The sequence below is a fragment of the Pedobacter panaciterrae genome, assembly GCF_013204795.1.
GTDB classification, from domain to species: Bacteria; Bacteroidota; Bacteroidia; order Sphingobacteriales; family Sphingobacteriaceae; genus Pedobacter; species Pedobacter panaciterrae.
Window position 1 is genome coordinate 790,388 of the sequence record NZ_JABMKW010000016.1, and the last position, 17,266, is coordinate 807,653.

Below are 17,266 nucleotides of genomic sequence, written 5' to 3' on the forward strand. Positions count from 1 at the left end.
ATCCTTAAAAAAGTAATTCTATGTTTAATAAATTCATACACAGGCCAGTCCTGTCTATAGTAATATCGCTCATTATTACATTTCTGGGTGTGTTGGCTACCACCCAATTACCGGTAACACAATTCCCTTCCATTTCTCCACCAAAGGTGAACATCACTGCGGAATATCCGGGAGCAAATGGTGAACTAATGATCAAATCAGTAATCATTCCGCTGGAACGGGCGATTAACGGTGTTCCAGGAATGAAATACATGGCATCAGATGCCGGCAATGATGGTGAAGCCACCATACAGGCCGTATTTAATCTGGGTACCGACCCCAACCAGGCATCAATAAATATTCAAAACCGTGTAGCTTCTGTTATCAATAAACTACCTCCTTTGGTGGTGCGTGAAGGTGTAAAGATTACGAGGGAAGAGTCTAATATGCTCATGTACATCAACCTGTACAGTAAAGACCCGCATATGGATCAGAAGTTTCTTTTCAACTTCGCCGACATCAACGTATTATCAGAGTTAAAAAGAGTTGATGGTGTTGGAGTTGCAGATATCCTTGGTAACCGCGAATATGCCATGAGGGTATGGTTAAAACCAGACCGTATGCTGGCTTACAAGATATCAGCCGATGAAGTTTTAAAAGCACTTGACGAGCAGAGTTTGGAAGCTTCGCCAGGTAAAACCGGAGAAAGCTCCGGTAAAAGATCTCAGGCATTTGAATATGTATTAAAATATCCCGGAAGGTTTAGTACCAAAGAGGGATATGAGAACATCATACTAAGATCATCCACAAAAGGAGAGATACTTCACCTGAAGGATGTAGCTGATGTGGAGTTTGGAAGTTCATATTACGATCTTTATTCCAATCTTAATGGCCGACCTTCGGCTGCTATAGTTGTAAAGCAATCTTATGGAAGTAATGCGAGCCAGGTAATCAAGGACATAAAAGCTAAACTGAAGGAAATCAAATCGAGCTCATTTCCTAAAGGTGTAGATTATGAGATCAGTTATGATGTATCCAAATTCCTGGATGCTTCTATTGAAAAAGTAATACACACCCTTGTAGAGGCATTTATTCTTGTAGGATTGGTTGTATTCCTTTTCCTTGGCGACTGGCGCTCAACACTAATCCCAGCCATTGCAGTACCGGTATCTCTTATAGGAACTTTTGTATTTATGCAATTCTTTGGGATAACACTTAACCTCATCACCTTATTCGCTCTGGTGCTGGCAATAGGTATTGTGGTAGATAATGCCATTGTAGTAATTGAAGCAGTCCATGCCAAAATGGAAGAAAAGAATCTTTCGCCCCTTAAAGCCACCGAAGAAGCAATGCACGAGATTAGCGGGGCTATTATTGCGATCACTTTTGTAATGGCAGCGGTATTTATTCCTGTTGCATTTATGTCTGGCCCCGTAGGAATATTCTACAGACAGTTTTCTATTACCATGGCAACATCAATTATTTTATCAGGAGTGGTTGCACTTACCCTTACCCCTGCCCTGTGTGCAATTATGCTGAAGAATAATCATGGAAAAGCCCAAAAGAAAACGTGGCTTAATAAAGTGCTGGATGGTTTTAACAATTGGTTCAACAGGGTTTCGGGCAAGTACCAAAAGTTGTTAAGTTTAATTGTTAACAGACGGGCGGTCACTTTTATCATGTTAGTTGCCTTTTGCGCTGGTATATGGCTACTAAACAACAGCCTTCCCTCAGGTTTCATACCAAACGAAGATCAGGGGATGTTTTATGCGGTAATACAAACCCCTCCGGGTTCATCATTGGAAAGAACAAATCAAGTTGCCGAGAAGCTACAGAAAATTGCCGAAGGCATGGAAGATGTACAATCCGTTTCCTCTTTGGCGGGTTATGAGATCCTTACAGAGGGTACCGGAGCCAATTCAGGAACTTGTCTGATCAACTTGAAAAGCTGGGAGGAACGTAAACACTCTGTACAGGAGGTAATTAATGAATTGGAAGAGAAATCTAAAGATGTAACGGGGGCCACCATTGAATTTTTCCAACCACCCGCTGTACCGGGTTACGGAGCTGCTGGTGGTTTTGAGTTGCGTTTGCTGGATAAAGCCGGAACAGGTGATTACAAAAAGATGGAAACGGTGAGCAGGGATTTTGTAAAGGAACTGAGTAAACGCCCTGAATTATCATCGGTATTTACGTTTTACAGTGCCAGTTTCCCGCAATACATGCTCAAGATTGATAACGACATTGCTCAGCAAAAAGGAGTAACTATTGAGAATGCGATGAATACGCTTTCTACATTAGTGGGAAGTAACTATGAAACCAGCTTTATCAAATACGATAGGCAATACAAAGTGATGGTGCAGGCCTTGCCACAATACAGGGCCTTACCTGAAGATGTTCTGAAACTATATGTGAAGAATAACCGTGACGAGATGGTGCCATTCTCGGCCTTCATGAAAATTGAGAAGGTTTACGGATTATCAGAGATCACCAGACACAACATGTATAATGCATCAGAGATTAGTGGTTCCTCTGCGCCAGGCTATAGTAGTGGTTCAGCAATTAATGCAGTATCGGAAGTGGCTAAAACCAGTTTACCAAGAGGATTCTCGATTGACTGGGCAGGTATTTCCAAAGACGAGGTTGCCCGTGGAAATGAAGCGATCTATATCTTCATCATCTGCCTTGTTTTCGTGTATATGCTCCTTGCTGCACAGTATGAGAGCTTTATTTTACCATTCCCTGTAATTCTTTCACTTCCGGCCGGAATTTTCGGAGCATTCCTCTTGTTGAAATTATTCGGGTTAGAGAATAACATATATGCTCAGGTGGCTATGGTTATGCTTATCGGTCTGCTGGGTAAGAATGCTGTATTGATCATAGAGTTTGCCGTTCAGAAACACAGGGCAGGAAGCTCAGTACTTCAGGCGGCTATTGAAGGTTCGGCCGTAAGGTTCCGCCCTATTCTGATGACTTCCTTTGCATTTATTGCCGGATTGATCCCATTGGTTTTTGCTTCCGGACCGGGTGCAACAGGTAACAGGACAATCGGATCGGCTGCTGCCGGAGGTATGCTTTTCGGAACTGTTTTCGGTGTTCTTATCATACCTGGATTGTACTACATCTTCGGCAAAATCTCAGAAAAATATGCTCTTGTTAAAAATGAAGAAGAAAATCCTTTAACTGAAGAAATTGATCACAATGTATAAACACAAGATATATAAATGCATTGGCCTGGTGGGTATTTGCCTGGCCGTTGCAAGCTGTAAGGTCCCTGCGTTCATGCAGTCTGCTGAAAACAAATCTGTTCCCGAATCTTATAATGACAACAGGGATACCACCAATATGGCTGCGCTTGAATGGAGGCGCTTTTTTACCGACCCAAATTTGGTGAATCTGATTGACACGGCTCTTAAACATAACCAGGAGTTGAGTATAACACTTCAGGAAGTTGAAATAGCCAAGAACGACATCAAATTTAAACAGGGAGCGCTTTTACCAACCGTAGGTGCAAAGCTTGGTCTGGGTGTTGAAAAAGTAGGAAGGTACACCAGCCAGGGTGCGGGTGATGCTTCAACAGAAATTGCCCCGGGAAAAGAAACTCCAGACCCACTGATGGACTATACCGCTGCAGTGTATGCAAACTGGGAAGTAGATATTTGGAAAAAACTCCGTAACTCTAAGAAAGCTGCAATTAGCAGATACTTATCTACCGTAGAGGGCAAAAATTTTGTGCTGACTAATTTGATTGCTGAGGTTGCCAACTCTTATTATGAATTGCTGGCTTTGGATAATCAGTTAGAGATTGTTAAACAGAACATCCAGCTTCAAAAGGATGCCCTTGAGATTGTGAAAATTCAAAAACAAGCAACCAGGGTAACCGAATTAGCTGTTCAGAAATTTAAAGCGGAAGTACTGAATTCTCAAAGTTTGGAGTTTGACATTCTTCAAAAGATCAAGGAGGGTGAAAACAAGATCAATTTTTTACTTGGTCGATTCCCTCAGGAAATCCCAAGAGATCATGGCAATTTTCTGAACCTCTTGCCTCCGGCAGTTCGCACAGGTATTCCATCGCAGCTGCTGGCCAACAGACCAGACATTAAACAAGCAGAACTGGAGCTGGCTGCTGCAAAATTAGATGTAAAAGTAGCAAAAGCGGAATTCTATCCTTCACTCGATATTTCCGCAGCGTTCGGATTTCAGGCATTTAACCCATCTTATCTGGTGAAATCGCCCGAATCAATGCTGTATTCACTTGCCGGAGATCTTGCTGGCCCGCTAATTAATAGAAACGGAATTAAGGCAGAGTTTAAAAATGCAAACTTGCGTCAGCTTCAGGCCATGTATAACTATGAGCGAACAATTTTAAATGGATACTTAGAAGTTTCTACTCAAATGTCGAATATAGATAACCTGGAAAAGAGTTTTCGTTTGAAGTCTGACCAGGTAGATGCACTCAACAAATCTATTGATATCTCCAATGACTTATTTAAATCGGCAAGGGCAGATTATCTGGAAGTGCTAATGACCCAGCGGGATGCCCTGGAGTCAAAACTGGAACTCATAGAAACAAAAAAGAACCAGCTCAGTGCTGTAACCAATATCTATCAGGAACTTGGTGGTGGTTGGAAATAACAACAATTTCTTATAAAAAGAGCCGGTCTAAAATTTTACACCGGCTTTTTTTCTTTTAATCAATAACTTGATCTTATCTTTCGTTCAAGATTTGCAACGCATCCTGATCTTCAAATTTATTGATTTGCCTGTTTAGCTCTTTATATAAATCGGCAGTGATGGTTTCGTATCCTTTTTTCCCATATTTATTATCCATTTCATGTGGATCTTTTTGCAGATCGTACAACTCCCACTCTACTACACGCTTATAGAACCGGATCAACTTGTACCTCTTTGTGCGAATCCCGAAATGAGGGGAAACTGAATGCTCACCATTTTCATAATAATGATAGTATAAAACCTGTCTGCCTTTATCAGCATGGTTTTTTAAGGCAGGCAACATAGATATGCCTTGTATATCTTTTGGGATAGGCAACCCCGCAGCATCAAGTACGGTTGGGGCAATGTCCAGGTTCATCACAAAACGATTGGAAACAGTGCCTGCTTTTACCTGGCCGGGGTATCGCATAACCATAGGGGTACGGAATGACTCCTCATAAATCCAACGTTTATCAAACCATCCGTGTTCTCCCATATAAAATCCCTGATCAGACAGATAGATTACAATAGTATTCTTGCTCAGACCATGTTGATCCAGGTAGTCCAGTGTGCGCCCGATGTTTCGGTCCAAGGAGGTTGCAGTACTTAAGTAATCGCGCATATAACGTTGAAATTTCCATTCGGTAAGTGCTTTTCCTTGTAATTTCAATGCATTAAATTGTGCTTCTATAGGCTTATAATAAGCATCAACTTTAGCACTCTGGGCGGCGTTCATCCTACTAAAATTACCATCTTTATTCTCCTTATCATCAGAACCGAACATCTTTAGATCATACCCCATTAGCATGGTCTTTTCAATGGACATGTCCTGTATCTCGGCAGCTTTTCTGTTTTGGTAGGTATCGTAAAAATTGGCCGGAAGCGGAAAGTTAACCTTATCAAAGCGCCCCAGATCAGCAGTATCTGGCAACCAAACACGATGTGTGGCCTTATGTCCGATAACGAGGCAAAATGGTTTGGATTCGTCTCTTTTATCCAACCAGTTTTCAGCTTCATCCGTAATGACATTGGTTACGTAGCCGTCAATTCTTTTTTTGCTACCGTCCATCATGTCAAAATCCGGATTGAAATATTGTCCCTGATTAGGCAATACCTGCCAAAAATCAAAACCCTGGGGTTTGCTTTCCAGATGCCATTTGCCAATCCATGCAGTCTGATAGCCGCCTCTCTGCAACTGCTTTGCAAAGGAGTCCTGGTCGCCATTAAAAACTGAACTTTCATTATCTTTAAATCCATTTTTATGACTGTATTTTCCAGTCAGGATTACTGCCCTGCTGGGACCACAAATGGAGTTGGTTACATATGCCTTATCAAAACGAACCCCTTCATTTGCAATCCGGTCTATATTGGGGGTTTTCATCAATTTACTACCATAGGCGCTTATGGTCTGATAGGCATGATCATCTGAAATGATAATCACAATATTTGGTCGTTTTGCCGCAGTTCCCCTTTGCTGCTTTTGTGCAAACAGATGCATACAACTATTAACTAATGCAAGGAGTAGTAAGGTCTTAATTAATTTCATTTGATTTCCATATTGTTATATAAAAGGAGGCTGAGGTAAACAAATTCCTTCCGGCTCCGCCTAATCTTTTGGAATGGAAATATAACTTATTGTTAAGCCTTGTCCAATCTTTTTCTGTTTTTGGTAACCATTGCCTAAATAATTGATTTTTATTTACCATCGTTAATCCAACGACAACATTGCCGGTTTAGAATAACTTTCGCATACCCATATCGCCATAAATTTGTAGTATGGAACAGAATCAAAGATAAAGTTTGCCAGTTTGGGCCTTCGTTTATTAAGGTTGTAAAAGATTAATTTTAGCCGGCTAATTCCATTGGTTGAATGAAGGATACAATCTTGAAATTGATTAATCAGAAATTAAGGGTAAACTAAAAGAAAAAACAGAACCTTTTCCCCACTCACTTTCTGCATAGATTTCTCCATCATGAAAATGAATTAGCTCCCAGCAGAGGTACAACCCTATCCCAAACCCGGAAATGGATCGGCCCTGTTCATCATTCACCCGATAAAAACGTTCAAATACATGAGGGAGGTCCTCTTCTTTTATGCCCAAGCCCTGGTCAGACACACAAATTATAGCTTTACCGTCTTCTTTATGGCAGCTCAGGGCTACGGGCATCCCTCCCACGTTATATTTTATGGCATTACTGACCAGGTTATTGATTACCTGACCAATCTTTTCCCGATCGGCCATGACTGTTAAATCTGGACCAGGCTTAAAATGAAGGGGGGTAATGATAACAGGTGCAAAAAAGGTTTCCAGCACTTCCAAAATCAGATCGTTGATCAGAAATTCTTTCTTATCCAGGTGTATTTTACCAGAATCTAAACGGGAGACATCCAGGAAGCTGTTTATAAGGCCTGCCATTTTATTCACTTGGGTATCGAGTTTAATCAGCGTCGCTGCACTGAATTCATCAGATTTGATATTCGCTTTTCGCATCAACACCTGCACATAAGCTTTTAATGAGGTTAATGGTGTTTTCAGTTCATGACTGACCATCGCAATAAAGTCATTTTTTCGGACCTCATCTTTCTTTTGCTCCGTAATATCCTGCAATATACCACTGAATCGAATAGCCTGCAAATCCGTGTTAAATAATGCTTTCCCTTTAGCGCGTACATGCCTGGGGATAGGATTGTCAGGAGGCTGAATGATATAATCGATGTCATAACTTCCTCCGGAACTATAAGTCATCGCCTCGCCGATGGCATCCAATACACGCGGACGATCGGCTTCAGCAATAATACTTGTCGCCTTAGGCAGTTCAACTTCATCGTCCGCAGACAAGCCGAACCAAGCTTTTAGCCGTTGGTTTCCAATAAACCTATTGGTTTGTGGATTAAGATCCCATGTGCCAAGTTCTGCAGCCTCAATTGCAAATTCCAATTCCTTTTTGGCTTGTTCAACTTCATCATAGGCTTTTACCTTTTTAGTCGTTTCAGAACAAATGACCAATACCCCGCCAACGGCTCCGTTTTCGTCATCCACACCACTGTAGCTGAAAGTCCAGTAAACATCCTCTACTCTGCCATTGCGATAGATAGGAATGAGTTGATCTTCGCTCCAGGTAGACGCTCCTCCTCCCATAACCTGATCGATCAACGGCTTTATAGTAGGCCAAATTTCCGGCCAACATTCCGCACCCTTTTGTCCCAATGCGACAGGATGTTTCCCTTCATTACCGAGGCTTGGGCGGTAAGCATCATTGTAAAACTGAATGAGTTCTTTCCCCCACCACAAAAACATTGGAAACTTTGATCTGAGGATAATATTTACGGTGGTCAGCAAACTTTGCGGCCATTTTTCCGGACTACCTAAAACAGACTTTGACCAGTCAAAGTTCCGGGTAAGTTCTCCCATCTCACCCCCGTCTTTAAAATACTTGGCATTTGCTGATAAACTGGATCTGGTCAATGTGCTGAGCGTTTAATAAGTAAATAATGAAAAATCGGTTCAAAATCATGCCAAAACATTCCGAATGTCCCTTGTTTATTAATCCATTCTCTATGGCCGATGTAGTAGACCCGCAGCATCGGCAACCCTGCAGGCTTCCATTGCGTTGTTTACATTGAGTTTCTGAAAAATATTCTGCCTGTGCCTGTTCACAGTATGGATACTCAGAGACAGTTTACTGGCTATCTCTTTACTCCTTAACCCCTGGTTAATAAGGTGAAGAATCTGTCCTTCTCGTATAGAGAGTATGTCTTCGAACCGTCCCTGCTCACTATCTACTATTGTACCTGTACCGGAATTAATGATAAGACCTTCAGGGACGTCAAATCCAGGATGATCATACACCACGTTGTATAAACAGAGGGTTAACCAAACATCCCCTTCTTTGGTACTGCTAAGGTAAAGCAGACGATGTTTGATCATGACATATTTTCCTTCGCTGTTTCTTATCCGTAACCTTGTGATCAGACTGTAATTGAGACGATCAGCTAAGTCAATAGATTTAATTAGCTGGAAAAATTTAAATTCCAGTCTGTACTTCTTTTGAAGATCTTCAGGATGAACCCGGGCTAACAGTTCATCTTCCCAGATTGAATTTATTTCTGTTCGCGTGGGTTCAAAACCAAGTTGACGGGCAACTCCACCAGGATAGATATAACTTTTTCTTGCCCTCATATCACTCAATACGCTGATGGCATTTTCTAGTTTTGAATACATTCCAGCGATTATTTTGCCGTCATCGAGTAGCAGATCAGGTTGAAGCTTACCAGAAATTGGTTGAGAAAATAGTTTTATGTCAAGCAAATCACGCATCTCTTTGGTGTATTGATGGTTATTTATAGCCATTTGTGTAAGATTAGCAAACTGTAAATTTGGAGTGCACAAGTTAAGCTTTCGAAGCTATGAAAAATATGAAAAAAACCTTACTGGCGATTACGCTAATGCTGAGTTTCAGCGAAATCAGTGCCCAGAGTCTGGAGAAAATGAATTGGTATAATGAACCGGAACGATGGCAGATCAAAGACGGCAGCTTAATTATGCAGGTAACACCCAAAACTGATTATTGGCGAATATCACATTATGGTTTCACGGTTGACGATGCGCCTTTTTATTATAGCACTTACGGTGGCGAGTTTGAAACAAAGGTAAAGTTAACAGGTGATTACAAAGCCCGATTCGATCAAATGGGACTTATGATTCGTATTGATCAAAAAAACTATATTAAAACCGGGGTTGAATTTGTGGATGGTAAATTTAATATCAGTACAGTGGTGACCAATGAAAAGAGTGATTGGAGCGTGACCACACTTAACAAGATACCTCCTTTTATTTGGATTAAGGCATTACGGAGATTGGATGCTATCGAGATTTATTATTCTTTTGATGATAAAAACTATATCATGACCCGCAATGCTCCGTTACAGGACAATACTCCTGTTATGGTTGGCCTTTTGGCTGCCTCTCCTGATGGAAATGGCTTTGAGGCCCGGTTTGAAAATTTCTCTGTAAAACATCTTCCCGATCAACGACGCGCAGAGTGGCTTAAACAACATCAATAACCTTACTTTAAAATGAGAAACTAAAACTTAATCAGTAATTCTTCAATAATCAGTTTATCATTGTTGTAGTATTCAAAGAACCACTTCCCGTCTTTTTTTAGTACCATACCTTTGTGCTGACTACCCTCGGCAATAAAACAATTCTCAACAGAAGTTTTAAATAGGGTCAGCATTTTTTTCGGTGTGGTATCGACCAACTGAAAACCAGTTGTCGTTACCTGGGCATATAGTGTACCTGATGGCTCGGTAGTTTCAGCCCCTGCTGCCTGTTGATTTGCCGGCGCAGCAACGACCTCGGGTGCTTTTACACTTTCAGCCATCTGGACATCACCTGAAAAAGCATAGGGAAGTTCATTGAAAGAAATAAAGGCGTTTTGTAAGGCCTCCTGATAAGCCGCAGTAAAATCCTTTTCCTTACTTTTACCTTCCTCGCCCTTGAAAACTACGTTACCCTGACAGTCTTTTAATATCAGCGTAAGTCTGGTGGTAAACATTCCTTTTTTTTCTGTAAGATCTGCAGTCATTGCCTTACATTTGTTAGCGGCGATTTCCACCGGCAAATTTTCATTATCAAAATAAACCGTAAACCCTTTTTCTTCCAACAACTTCCTGGTCAGGTTGTTCAGACCATACTTGTTCACTTCTTTAAAGAAACTGAATTGCTCAGGCACCAGTATGTATTTGTAGTTATTGATCGTGTTTTGTGTATACCCCGACAGCGCGGTGAATAATAAGAGTAGTAAAAGGTATCTTTTCATCCTGCAAAATTCTAAGATTGTAAAGATAAGGTATTGGCTTGGTGCTTTCAAACGGTTGAATCTCGACTGTATTCTTAAATTATTTTTTTTGCATTATAATTTTTTCTGTCTGATGCTTCCCAATATCCCTCCCCTGAATTTGGCCATTTTCAATAGCCGGCCTATAATGAATTCCACCGTAAAGCCTACTGATAGCCGCTTCTTTAGCCGCCTGATCAAAAGAAGTAAAGCTTCTTATTGGTAATCCATAATCAACCTCTGTATTGTCTTGAAATTTAAAATTATCTCCAAATATTTTAGTTAGAATATAGGCTGCTGATGTTGAAGCAACACTATGCCCACTTGGGTATTCTGGGAATGGTGGCGTTTGCAGAATTGGCTGCCAATTTTCATCAATATTAGAATTTATAAATGTTTCCGGCCGGATATAGTTGCTCCTGTATTTTTCATCCCAACAACTAATAAACGCATCAAACAATGCAATACATGTAGACGTGTATGCAAAACTACTTTGTATATAATTAAAAGTTTTCAGTTTGCAGGCAATGCCAGCAATAGAAATCCAATGTGCTCCTGGTGATATCTTTTTCGTTGCATAATTCATATGTCCATTTACATTTAAAAAGAAAGGATTGCAATCCCAAAATTTTGCAATGTTTAATTGTTCATCATTTAGGTTTTTACCCGTTAGATAAACCTCATCGGCAGTTTTGTAAAAGGCACTATTTTTATCCCTACTATAAGCCGGAGGAGGAGAAGGTTTAAATTGATCGGCCGTTTTCATACATAGTGGTCTTATTTTATTCCAATAAGGTTCCACTGCCGCCATATAACCAGGTGGAGTAGGTGCCCAACTACCTTCTTTTTTAACAATACTATAACGTCTTAATTTACGTGTTTCTTTATACTGATCCTGATCAACCCACCTTAATATAGAATCTGACACCTTTTTACCATATAAAATTGAGTTCTGAACTACAATTTCAGGATATCCTTTTATTTTATACCACAAAAGGATACTGTTTAAACTATCTAAAGCTACCTGATCGGAGAATACAAGCCGTTTTGCAACCTGCCAATATGCGTAGGTAGCAGCTAGTGAATAGCTAATTTGTTTGTTGTCGGCGTTTGGAATTCCATTAAAGCCGTTCAATTGCCCTTTTAAGGATTGAAACTGACTATTACTCTTAGCCTGAATTTCATATGCGGCAATGTTTGAATAAACAAATATTCTACTCGCAACAGGTGGAGAAAATATATCGCTTACAATAATATCAGAAAGGGCTTTTTGAGATCTGTGCAGAGGAAAGGGATCATTTTCAATTTTGCTCCACTGCCCATTTGCACCTGTAGAAATACAAAAAATAAATAAAAACAAGTATATCTTCATGCTGTTCGATTTAATTAGCAGCCTTTAAAAGCTGAACTTTATCATTATTTTTAACGATAATAATTTTTTTGGTTTCTCCTTTAATCTCAATCATATTTCTAACGTCTCCATCTATATACAGCCCCGAATCGTAAGGAGACATTGGTTTAAAATCACCTTTGCCATTTCCAATTAAAAGTAAACCCAAACCAGCATCTGCCTGACCTAGCTGAACCCGATAGGGATAAAAATTTCCACTCAAAAGGAGATCATCTTTTCCATCCTTGTTAAAATCATCTACAACTATACCCCATGTTCTGGAAAACTGCGCTTCGATCGGAAGGGGCTTAATGGTAAACTTCCCGGTTCCATCATTTAACAAAATGGATGTTTCGAGTTGTTTGTAGTAAAATTTCTGACTTTGGTTTAACTGCTCCGGTGTAAATAACTTATCTATAGTTATGTCCGAATAGGAACTATAACTTAAAAACCGTTTTTTTAATTGAACCATCTGATCAAGTAGTTCATCTCTAGATGCCATTGGATAGTTTTCTCCCTGAATGTAGTAACACATAATTGGATCTAATGCGCCATCATTATTAAAATCTGAAGCATAAATGGTCATTGGTTGCTTACTATTCGCTTTAAATTGATTGTTTAAACCGCAATTCCCTACAACGAAATCAATTGCTCCATCATTGTTCACATCCATTGGTACGATCTTACTCCACATACCGTCTGAATTTTCTAAGCCCGAGTCTTTATCATATTTCAAAACCCCATTCTCATTTGTAAACTTCTTTAACGACATCCAGTCTCCGCCAATTAACAATTCTGGATATCCATCTTTATTCAAATCCTGCCAACAAGATGTAACAACCATTCCCGCGTACTCCAAATCGGGAGAAAGTTGGCTGGTTACGTCGCTAAATTTTACTTCCCCTCCTTTTGATTCATTTCGCAGCAAATAGCTTTTACTACATAGCGGGAAAGAGCCCGGTTTACTCATTCCGCCAACAAAAACATCTAAATCTCCATCCTTATCAAAGTCAACAACGCTAATAGCCTGTTTACTACTCCACATTTTCGGCAATGCGTCTTTAGCTTTGTGAAAAATACCTTTCCCATCATTTAGATATAATCGATCCTGATATTCAGGCGCGTTTTCATCATATTCATTTCCACCGCTTACCACCCAAAGATCAGGAGCCCCATCGCCATTTGCATCAAAAAAAACTGCATTTACATCTTCACTCACTTTGTCTTCATCCCAAGGTTGATTTGGCGAGGGACTAAAGTTTCCTTCTTTATTACCTAAGAATAATTGACCTGTCTGTCCAATTGCCCCTCCTATAAAAACATCTTCTATTCCATCTTTATTAACATCTGCCTTGGCTAAAGCAGGGCCGAATTTTGATAGCTGATAAGGTAAAAGCGTTTCGACTTTAAAGTCTATAAAATCATTCTCATTATGTTTAAATTCTAGTCCCGATTCTAGTGTGTTATCTACAAACAAGGGTTTTGTTTTAGTAATATTCTCTTTTTTGATTACCGCATCCTTCTGATTGAAAGTTAATGTCCGGTTCGATTGTATATTTTCAATAAAGCTCTCTTTTCCATCAGGCCAAATGACCCTAACGGAATTTATTTCAGTATTTTTACCTACACCAAAACAATTTGTTTGACTTACACTAGATTGATAACCACGTACCACATATTTTTCCTGATACTGTATGTTATCTTTTGTTTTAACATAAATTTTAGCTCCTATTGCAGCCGTATTTAACCCCGTACCGATAAGCTCAATTTTCAAATAGTTGGGTTTTAGTAATTCTGAGTTATTTTTATACACCATTACAGGTGAGTTTATATTACAAACAATCAAGTCCAGATCACCGTCATTATCTAAATCAGCATAAGCGGCACCATTGGAAACAGAAGGCTCTGAAACTCCCCACTCTGCCGTTTTGTTACTAAAAGTTAAATCATGATTGTTAGAAAAAATATAATTTGAAATTTTGTTTGAGGGCATTTTTTTTACCAAATCGAAAGTTTGAAACTTTAAATTCCCTTGTTTAAGCGATTCTTTTTGTGCACTGGCAACTGTATATTTTAAGAAATCCATGTCGGTAAAATCTCTTAAATAACCATTGGATATAAATAAATCTTTCCAGCCATCGTTGTCAAAATCTGCAAATAACGATGCCCAACTCCAATCTGTATTAGAAACACCTGCCAACTGACCTATTTCACTAAAGCGCAAGCTACCATCCTGCGCCACACCTTCATTTAAGTGTAGCATATTTCTCATTTGCTGGTTATAATATCCACTGTCTAACAATAAGTGATATTGATCGTATTCATCCGGCCCTTTAAGCAGTTTTTGCCTGTGGTTATCTTCTGGCAGCATGTCAAGAGTCAAGATATCCGGTCTTCCATCATTGTTATAATCGGCAATGTCCGAACCCATTGAATATTTTGAGATGTGTTTAATTGATTTCCGGATACTTTCCGAAAAAGTTCCATTCTTATTATTGATGTAAAGGCAATCTTGTTCGGTATAGTCACTTGAGGTATAAATATCTGGCCAGCCATCATTGTTTAAATCGCTTACCGCTACACTTAGCCCAAAATTTAAGGCATTGTTTATAATCCCTGAGGCTAAAGTAACGTCTACAAAATGAGGTTGATTATTTTTAGAATCATTTCTAAATAAACGATTCCCGTATTTCATATTTGGGGTAGATCGTACTTTTTTAGTATTTAAAAAAGGCTTATAAGTTTGGTTGGAATGATTTAGCAAAAACATATCTAAATCACCATCATTGTCATAATCAAAAAAAACCGCCTGGGTAGATTGAGTTCCTATTGCATCAAGACCATAAGTTTCGGCCATGTTTTTAAAAATAGGTATACCTCCTTTAATTCCCTGATTAATAAACAATTCATTTTTGAGTTTATCATCAGGAAATTTTCCTGAATGACAAACATATATATCAGGCAAACCGTCTCCATTTACATCTGCTATACTTACTCCTGTCGCCCAGGTGCCATTTCCTTTTACACCTGCTTTATTGGTAATATCTTCGAACTTTAAATTACCCTTATTAAGGTATAATTTATAATCTCCGGCATTTGCCGAAAAAAAAATGTCAGGCAAACCATCACCATTAAAATCCGCTACTCCAACTCCCGACCCGTTATACAAATATTCATAATTCATCACATGTAATGAATCGGTTTCAATTACCCTATTTACAAAACTGATATTTGTTTCTTTTGCTGGTAGCAAGGAAAATAAAGGCTGTTGCCCATTGGCATTGTTAACAACAGCTAGTACTGAGAAGAAAAGTGCAGATAGCCATATCTTTATTTTCATGGTATTTTTTTTTAAATCAACCTAAAGTATTATTACATGGGTAGCTGCAAATCTTTATTTTAATTCTACTTGTTCGTCATTTTCTTTATAAGGTAAAAATACAAGCAACATGGTCATCATCTCATCGGTTGACTTCATGTCATTGGCCGAATAAACGTTTCGAGGCGGACTACTGGGATTGTTAGGGTTACTCTTTGTATTATCATAAGTACCCTCTATGGTTAATACAGAGCCTTTGGGAATTTTTACTAAACTTTTAAATTGGTAAATTTCTTGCCATCTAAAATCCCAGGATGGGATTGAAACGAGCTGTATTGTGTCTTGCTGAGGCGTTACCGCATATGATTTGAATATTTTACCTAAGTAATGCATATGTGGCCAAATGTATAGTAAAGATTGATCTTGCGGTGTTGTGATTTTTAGTTCGAACTTTCTTACGGAATCAGCGGGGATGAAAAAATAAGGCTCGATAGCGTTTTCGCCTACACCGGCAGAACCTAAGCTAATCACCTCAACTTTTCGTTCTATTGGTGTTTTTTTGAAAAAGAAATTTATTCCGGAAATACTTTCTTCGTCTTTCGAAACCGGAGCATAATGTATGGTTAATAAGATGACACCCCGTTTAGGCATAACCCAACCAAAATTATTGGGATAAGATTCATAAGATGTTCCTGGAATCCATCCACCATAGTAGGTCATTGTTTTTTTAAAAGGAAAGTACTGCGAGTATTTGGTCCTGTCATCCTCTGTTAAATTTAAAAAATCAGCACCCTGGTTAATTTCAATATCATCTGCTACAGGGTGAATGGCAAAGTTAGCGTGATGTATTACTTTTTTATTGGATGAAAAAAACTCCATTGCTTCGACGTTATTTTCAGCACCAATGTTAAAAGGAATTTTAAAAACAATAAACCGCTCCTTATTATCGCCAATAACTTTAAATGGTTTAATTGTTTGTAAAACAAGATCAGGCTTCCTGGAATACTGGGTCCCTTCAATAAATGTTTTAACTGCAGTTTTTGGCGTTTCGCTGATATTGCCCATTGGCATTTTTGCGTCAACCCACTTGGCTATAGTTAGCTTTTCTTCATTCGTTAATGACCTATCATTCTTAAATAATCTGTAATGGTTATCTGGTTTCCATGGCGGCATATAACCAGATTGTGTTACCTTTTTAATAAAAGAGCCTCTTTTTGCAACATCCTCATAAGTTAATAAAGAAAATGGAGCAGACTCCCCAGGCCTATGGCAGGATTGACACTTATTTTGAATAATGGGTGCAACATCTTTATAGTAAGTTATTTTTTGGGCATTTACGTTATTTGCGCAAATGAATAACCCAATTACAATGGTAATAATTTTTGAAAGTAGTAAAGATTTTGAGCTCATTATATATCGTTGATTAGGCACCCAACAGGAATAGTTTTTTTAAATGTTTGTTTACCATTTAACTGGTCTTTTATAGCTTGTTCAAGATATTTCTCAGTAATTACCAAACGTTTTTGTCCTAGCGAGGTAGCCCAGTTATCGATTAGTCCACTATAGGTTATTGCCCCCATTTTATTAATTAAAAAAACTTCAGGTGTTGTGGTTGCACCTAAATATTTTGACAATCGTTTCTCTCTGTCAGTTAATAAACTGAAGTTGATCCCGTATTCATTTTTAAGTTCATTTATTTCTTTTAATGAATAACTGGTACCCGGGATTATACCATAAAAATTGATGCTTTTATTAGCATTTTGAAGCTTTATCAAACCCGGTAAATAGTTTTTACACAATGGGCATTCGGGGCTTAAAAAAATAAAGACTACTGCTTTACTTAGATTGACTCGACTTTCTTTACCGCCTAAATCAATTAATTTAATCGAATTTATTTTTGCAGGAGAGATCATTTTTTCCTGAGCTTTTATAACAACAGGGAAAATGGCTAAGGAGAGCAAAAAACTTAATCGAAAAATAAACGGCCTCATGGTTTTTGATTAAAAAAAGCCCTTAATAAAATT

The 17,266-nt window shown here is 38.8% G+C and carries 11 protein-coding genes; 3 read left to right on the forward strand and 8 right to left on the reverse strand.

Annotated elements, in window-relative coordinates; genetic code table 11:
- The first annotated feature begins 20 nt into the window (after positions 1–20).
- Together HQN86_RS11200 and HQN86_RS11205 are read left to right on the forward strand one after the other, a co-directional pair.
- Positions 21–3,188, forward strand: a complete 3,168-nt coding sequence (locus tag HQN86_RS11200) for an efflux RND transporter permease subunit (RefSeq protein WP_172661051.1) — start codon at positions 21–23, stop codon at positions 3,186–3,188.
- Positions 3,181–4,614: a TolC family protein gene (locus tag HQN86_RS11205; RefSeq protein ID WP_172661052.1), complete on the forward strand. Its 1,434-nt coding sequence runs from the start codon at positions 3,181–3,183 to the stop codon at positions 4,612–4,614. The genes HQN86_RS11200 and HQN86_RS11205 overlap by 8 nt, the downstream gene beginning before the upstream one ends.
- Positions 4,615–4,687: 73 nt before the next feature.
- Here HQN86_RS11205 and HQN86_RS11210 read toward each other — a convergent pair whose 3' ends face one another.
- The 3 genes from HQN86_RS11210 to HQN86_RS11220 all read right to left on the reverse strand — a co-directional run bounded on the left by HQN86_RS11210 (position 4,688) and on the right by HQN86_RS11220 (position 9,044).
- On the reverse strand, positions 4,688–6,238 hold the full coding sequence (locus HQN86_RS11210) for a sulfatase family protein (RefSeq protein ID WP_246269552.1): 1,551 nt from the start codon (positions 6,236–6,238) through the stop codon (positions 4,688–4,690).
- Between the two features lie 349 nt (positions 6,239–6,587).
- Positions 6,588–8,159: an ATP-binding protein gene (locus HQN86_RS11215; RefSeq protein WP_172661053.1), complete on the reverse strand. Its 1,572-nt coding sequence runs from the start codon at positions 8,157–8,159 to the stop codon at positions 6,588–6,590.
- Between the two features lie 90 nt (positions 8,160–8,249).
- A complete protein-coding gene (locus HQN86_RS11220) occupies positions 8,250–9,044 on the reverse strand; it encodes a response regulator transcription factor (RefSeq protein ID WP_172661054.1) in 795 nt (264 codons plus the stop codon).
- Between the two features lie 65 nt (positions 9,045–9,109).
- Here HQN86_RS11220 and HQN86_RS11225 point away from each other — a divergent pair, with 65 nt between their 5' ends.
- A complete protein-coding gene (locus tag HQN86_RS11225; protein WP_172661055.1) occupies positions 9,110–9,757 on the forward strand; it encodes a DUF1349 domain-containing protein in 648 nt (215 codons plus the stop codon).
- A gap of 20 nt (positions 9,758–9,777) precedes the next feature.
- Here HQN86_RS11225 and HQN86_RS11230 read toward each other — a convergent pair whose 3' ends face one another.
- The 5 genes from HQN86_RS11230 to HQN86_RS11250 all read right to left on the reverse strand — a co-directional run bounded on the left by HQN86_RS11230 (position 9,778) and on the right by HQN86_RS11250 (position 17,233).
- Complete coding sequence (locus tag HQN86_RS11230) at positions 9,778–10,515, reverse strand: hypothetical protein (RefSeq protein WP_172661056.1); 738 nt, start codon at positions 10,513–10,515, stop codon at positions 9,778–9,780.
- A 79-nt stretch (positions 10,516–10,594) separates the two neighbouring features.
- Positions 10,595–11,905: a vanadium-dependent haloperoxidase gene (locus tag HQN86_RS11235; protein WP_172661057.1), complete on the reverse strand. Its 1,311-nt coding sequence runs from the start codon at positions 11,903–11,905 to the stop codon at positions 10,595–10,597.
- A gap of 10 nt (positions 11,906–11,915) precedes the next feature.
- Positions 11,916–15,263, reverse strand: a complete 3,348-nt coding sequence (locus tag HQN86_RS11240) for a VCBS repeat-containing protein (RefSeq protein WP_172661058.1) — start codon at positions 15,261–15,263, stop codon at positions 11,916–11,918.
- A 54-nt stretch (positions 15,264–15,317) separates the two neighbouring features.
- Positions 15,318–16,652 carry a cytochrome c gene (locus HQN86_RS11245; RefSeq protein ID WP_172661059.1) on the reverse strand — a complete coding sequence of 445 codons (1,335 nt, stop codon included), beginning with the start codon at positions 16,650–16,652 and terminating at the stop codon, positions 15,318–15,320.
- Positions 16,652–17,233, reverse strand: a complete 582-nt coding sequence (locus HQN86_RS11250) for a redoxin domain-containing protein (RefSeq protein ID WP_172661060.1) — start codon at positions 17,231–17,233, stop codon at positions 16,652–16,654. The genes HQN86_RS11245 and HQN86_RS11250 overlap by 1 nt, the downstream gene beginning before the upstream one ends.
- Positions 17,234–17,266: the final 33 nt, after the last annotated feature.

Excerpts from the sequence above, each read along its gene's own strand:
- HQN86_RS11250 (WP_172661060.1), bottom strand. The coding sequence starts at position 17,233 with ATGAGGCCGTTTATTTTTCGATTAAGTTTTTTGCTCTCCTTAGCCATT.
- HQN86_RS11230 (WP_172661056.1), bottom strand. The coding sequence starts at position 10,515 with ATGAAAAGATACCTTTTACTACTCTTATTATTCACCGCGCTGTCGGGG.
- HQN86_RS11225 (WP_172661055.1), top strand. The coding sequence starts at position 9,110 with ATGAAAAAAACCTTACTGGCGATTACGCTAATGCTGAGTTTCAGCGAA.
- HQN86_RS11220 (WP_172661054.1), bottom strand. The coding sequence starts at position 9,044 with ATGGCTATAAATAACCATCAATACACCAAAGAGATGCGTGATTTGCTT.
- HQN86_RS11205 (WP_172661052.1), top strand. The coding sequence starts at position 3,181 with ATGTATAAACACAAGATATATAAATGCATTGGCCTGGTGGGTATTTGC.
- HQN86_RS11200 (WP_172661051.1), top strand. The coding sequence starts at position 21 with ATGTTTAATAAATTCATACACAGGCCAGTCCTGTCTATAGTAATATCG.
- HQN86_RS11240 (WP_172661058.1), bottom strand. The coding sequence starts at position 15,263 with ATGAAAATAAAGATATGGCTATCTGCACTTTTCTTCTCAGTACTAGCT.
- HQN86_RS11245 (WP_172661059.1), bottom strand. The coding sequence starts at position 16,652 with ATGAGCTCAAAATCTTTACTACTTTCAAAAATTATTACCATTGTAATT.
- HQN86_RS11235 (WP_172661057.1), bottom strand. The coding sequence starts at position 11,905 with ATGAAGATATACTTGTTTTTATTTATTTTTTGTATTTCTACAGGTGCA.
- HQN86_RS11210 (WP_246269552.1), bottom strand. The coding sequence starts at position 6,238 with ATGAAATTAATTAAGACCTTACTACTCCTTGCATTAGTTAATAGTTGT.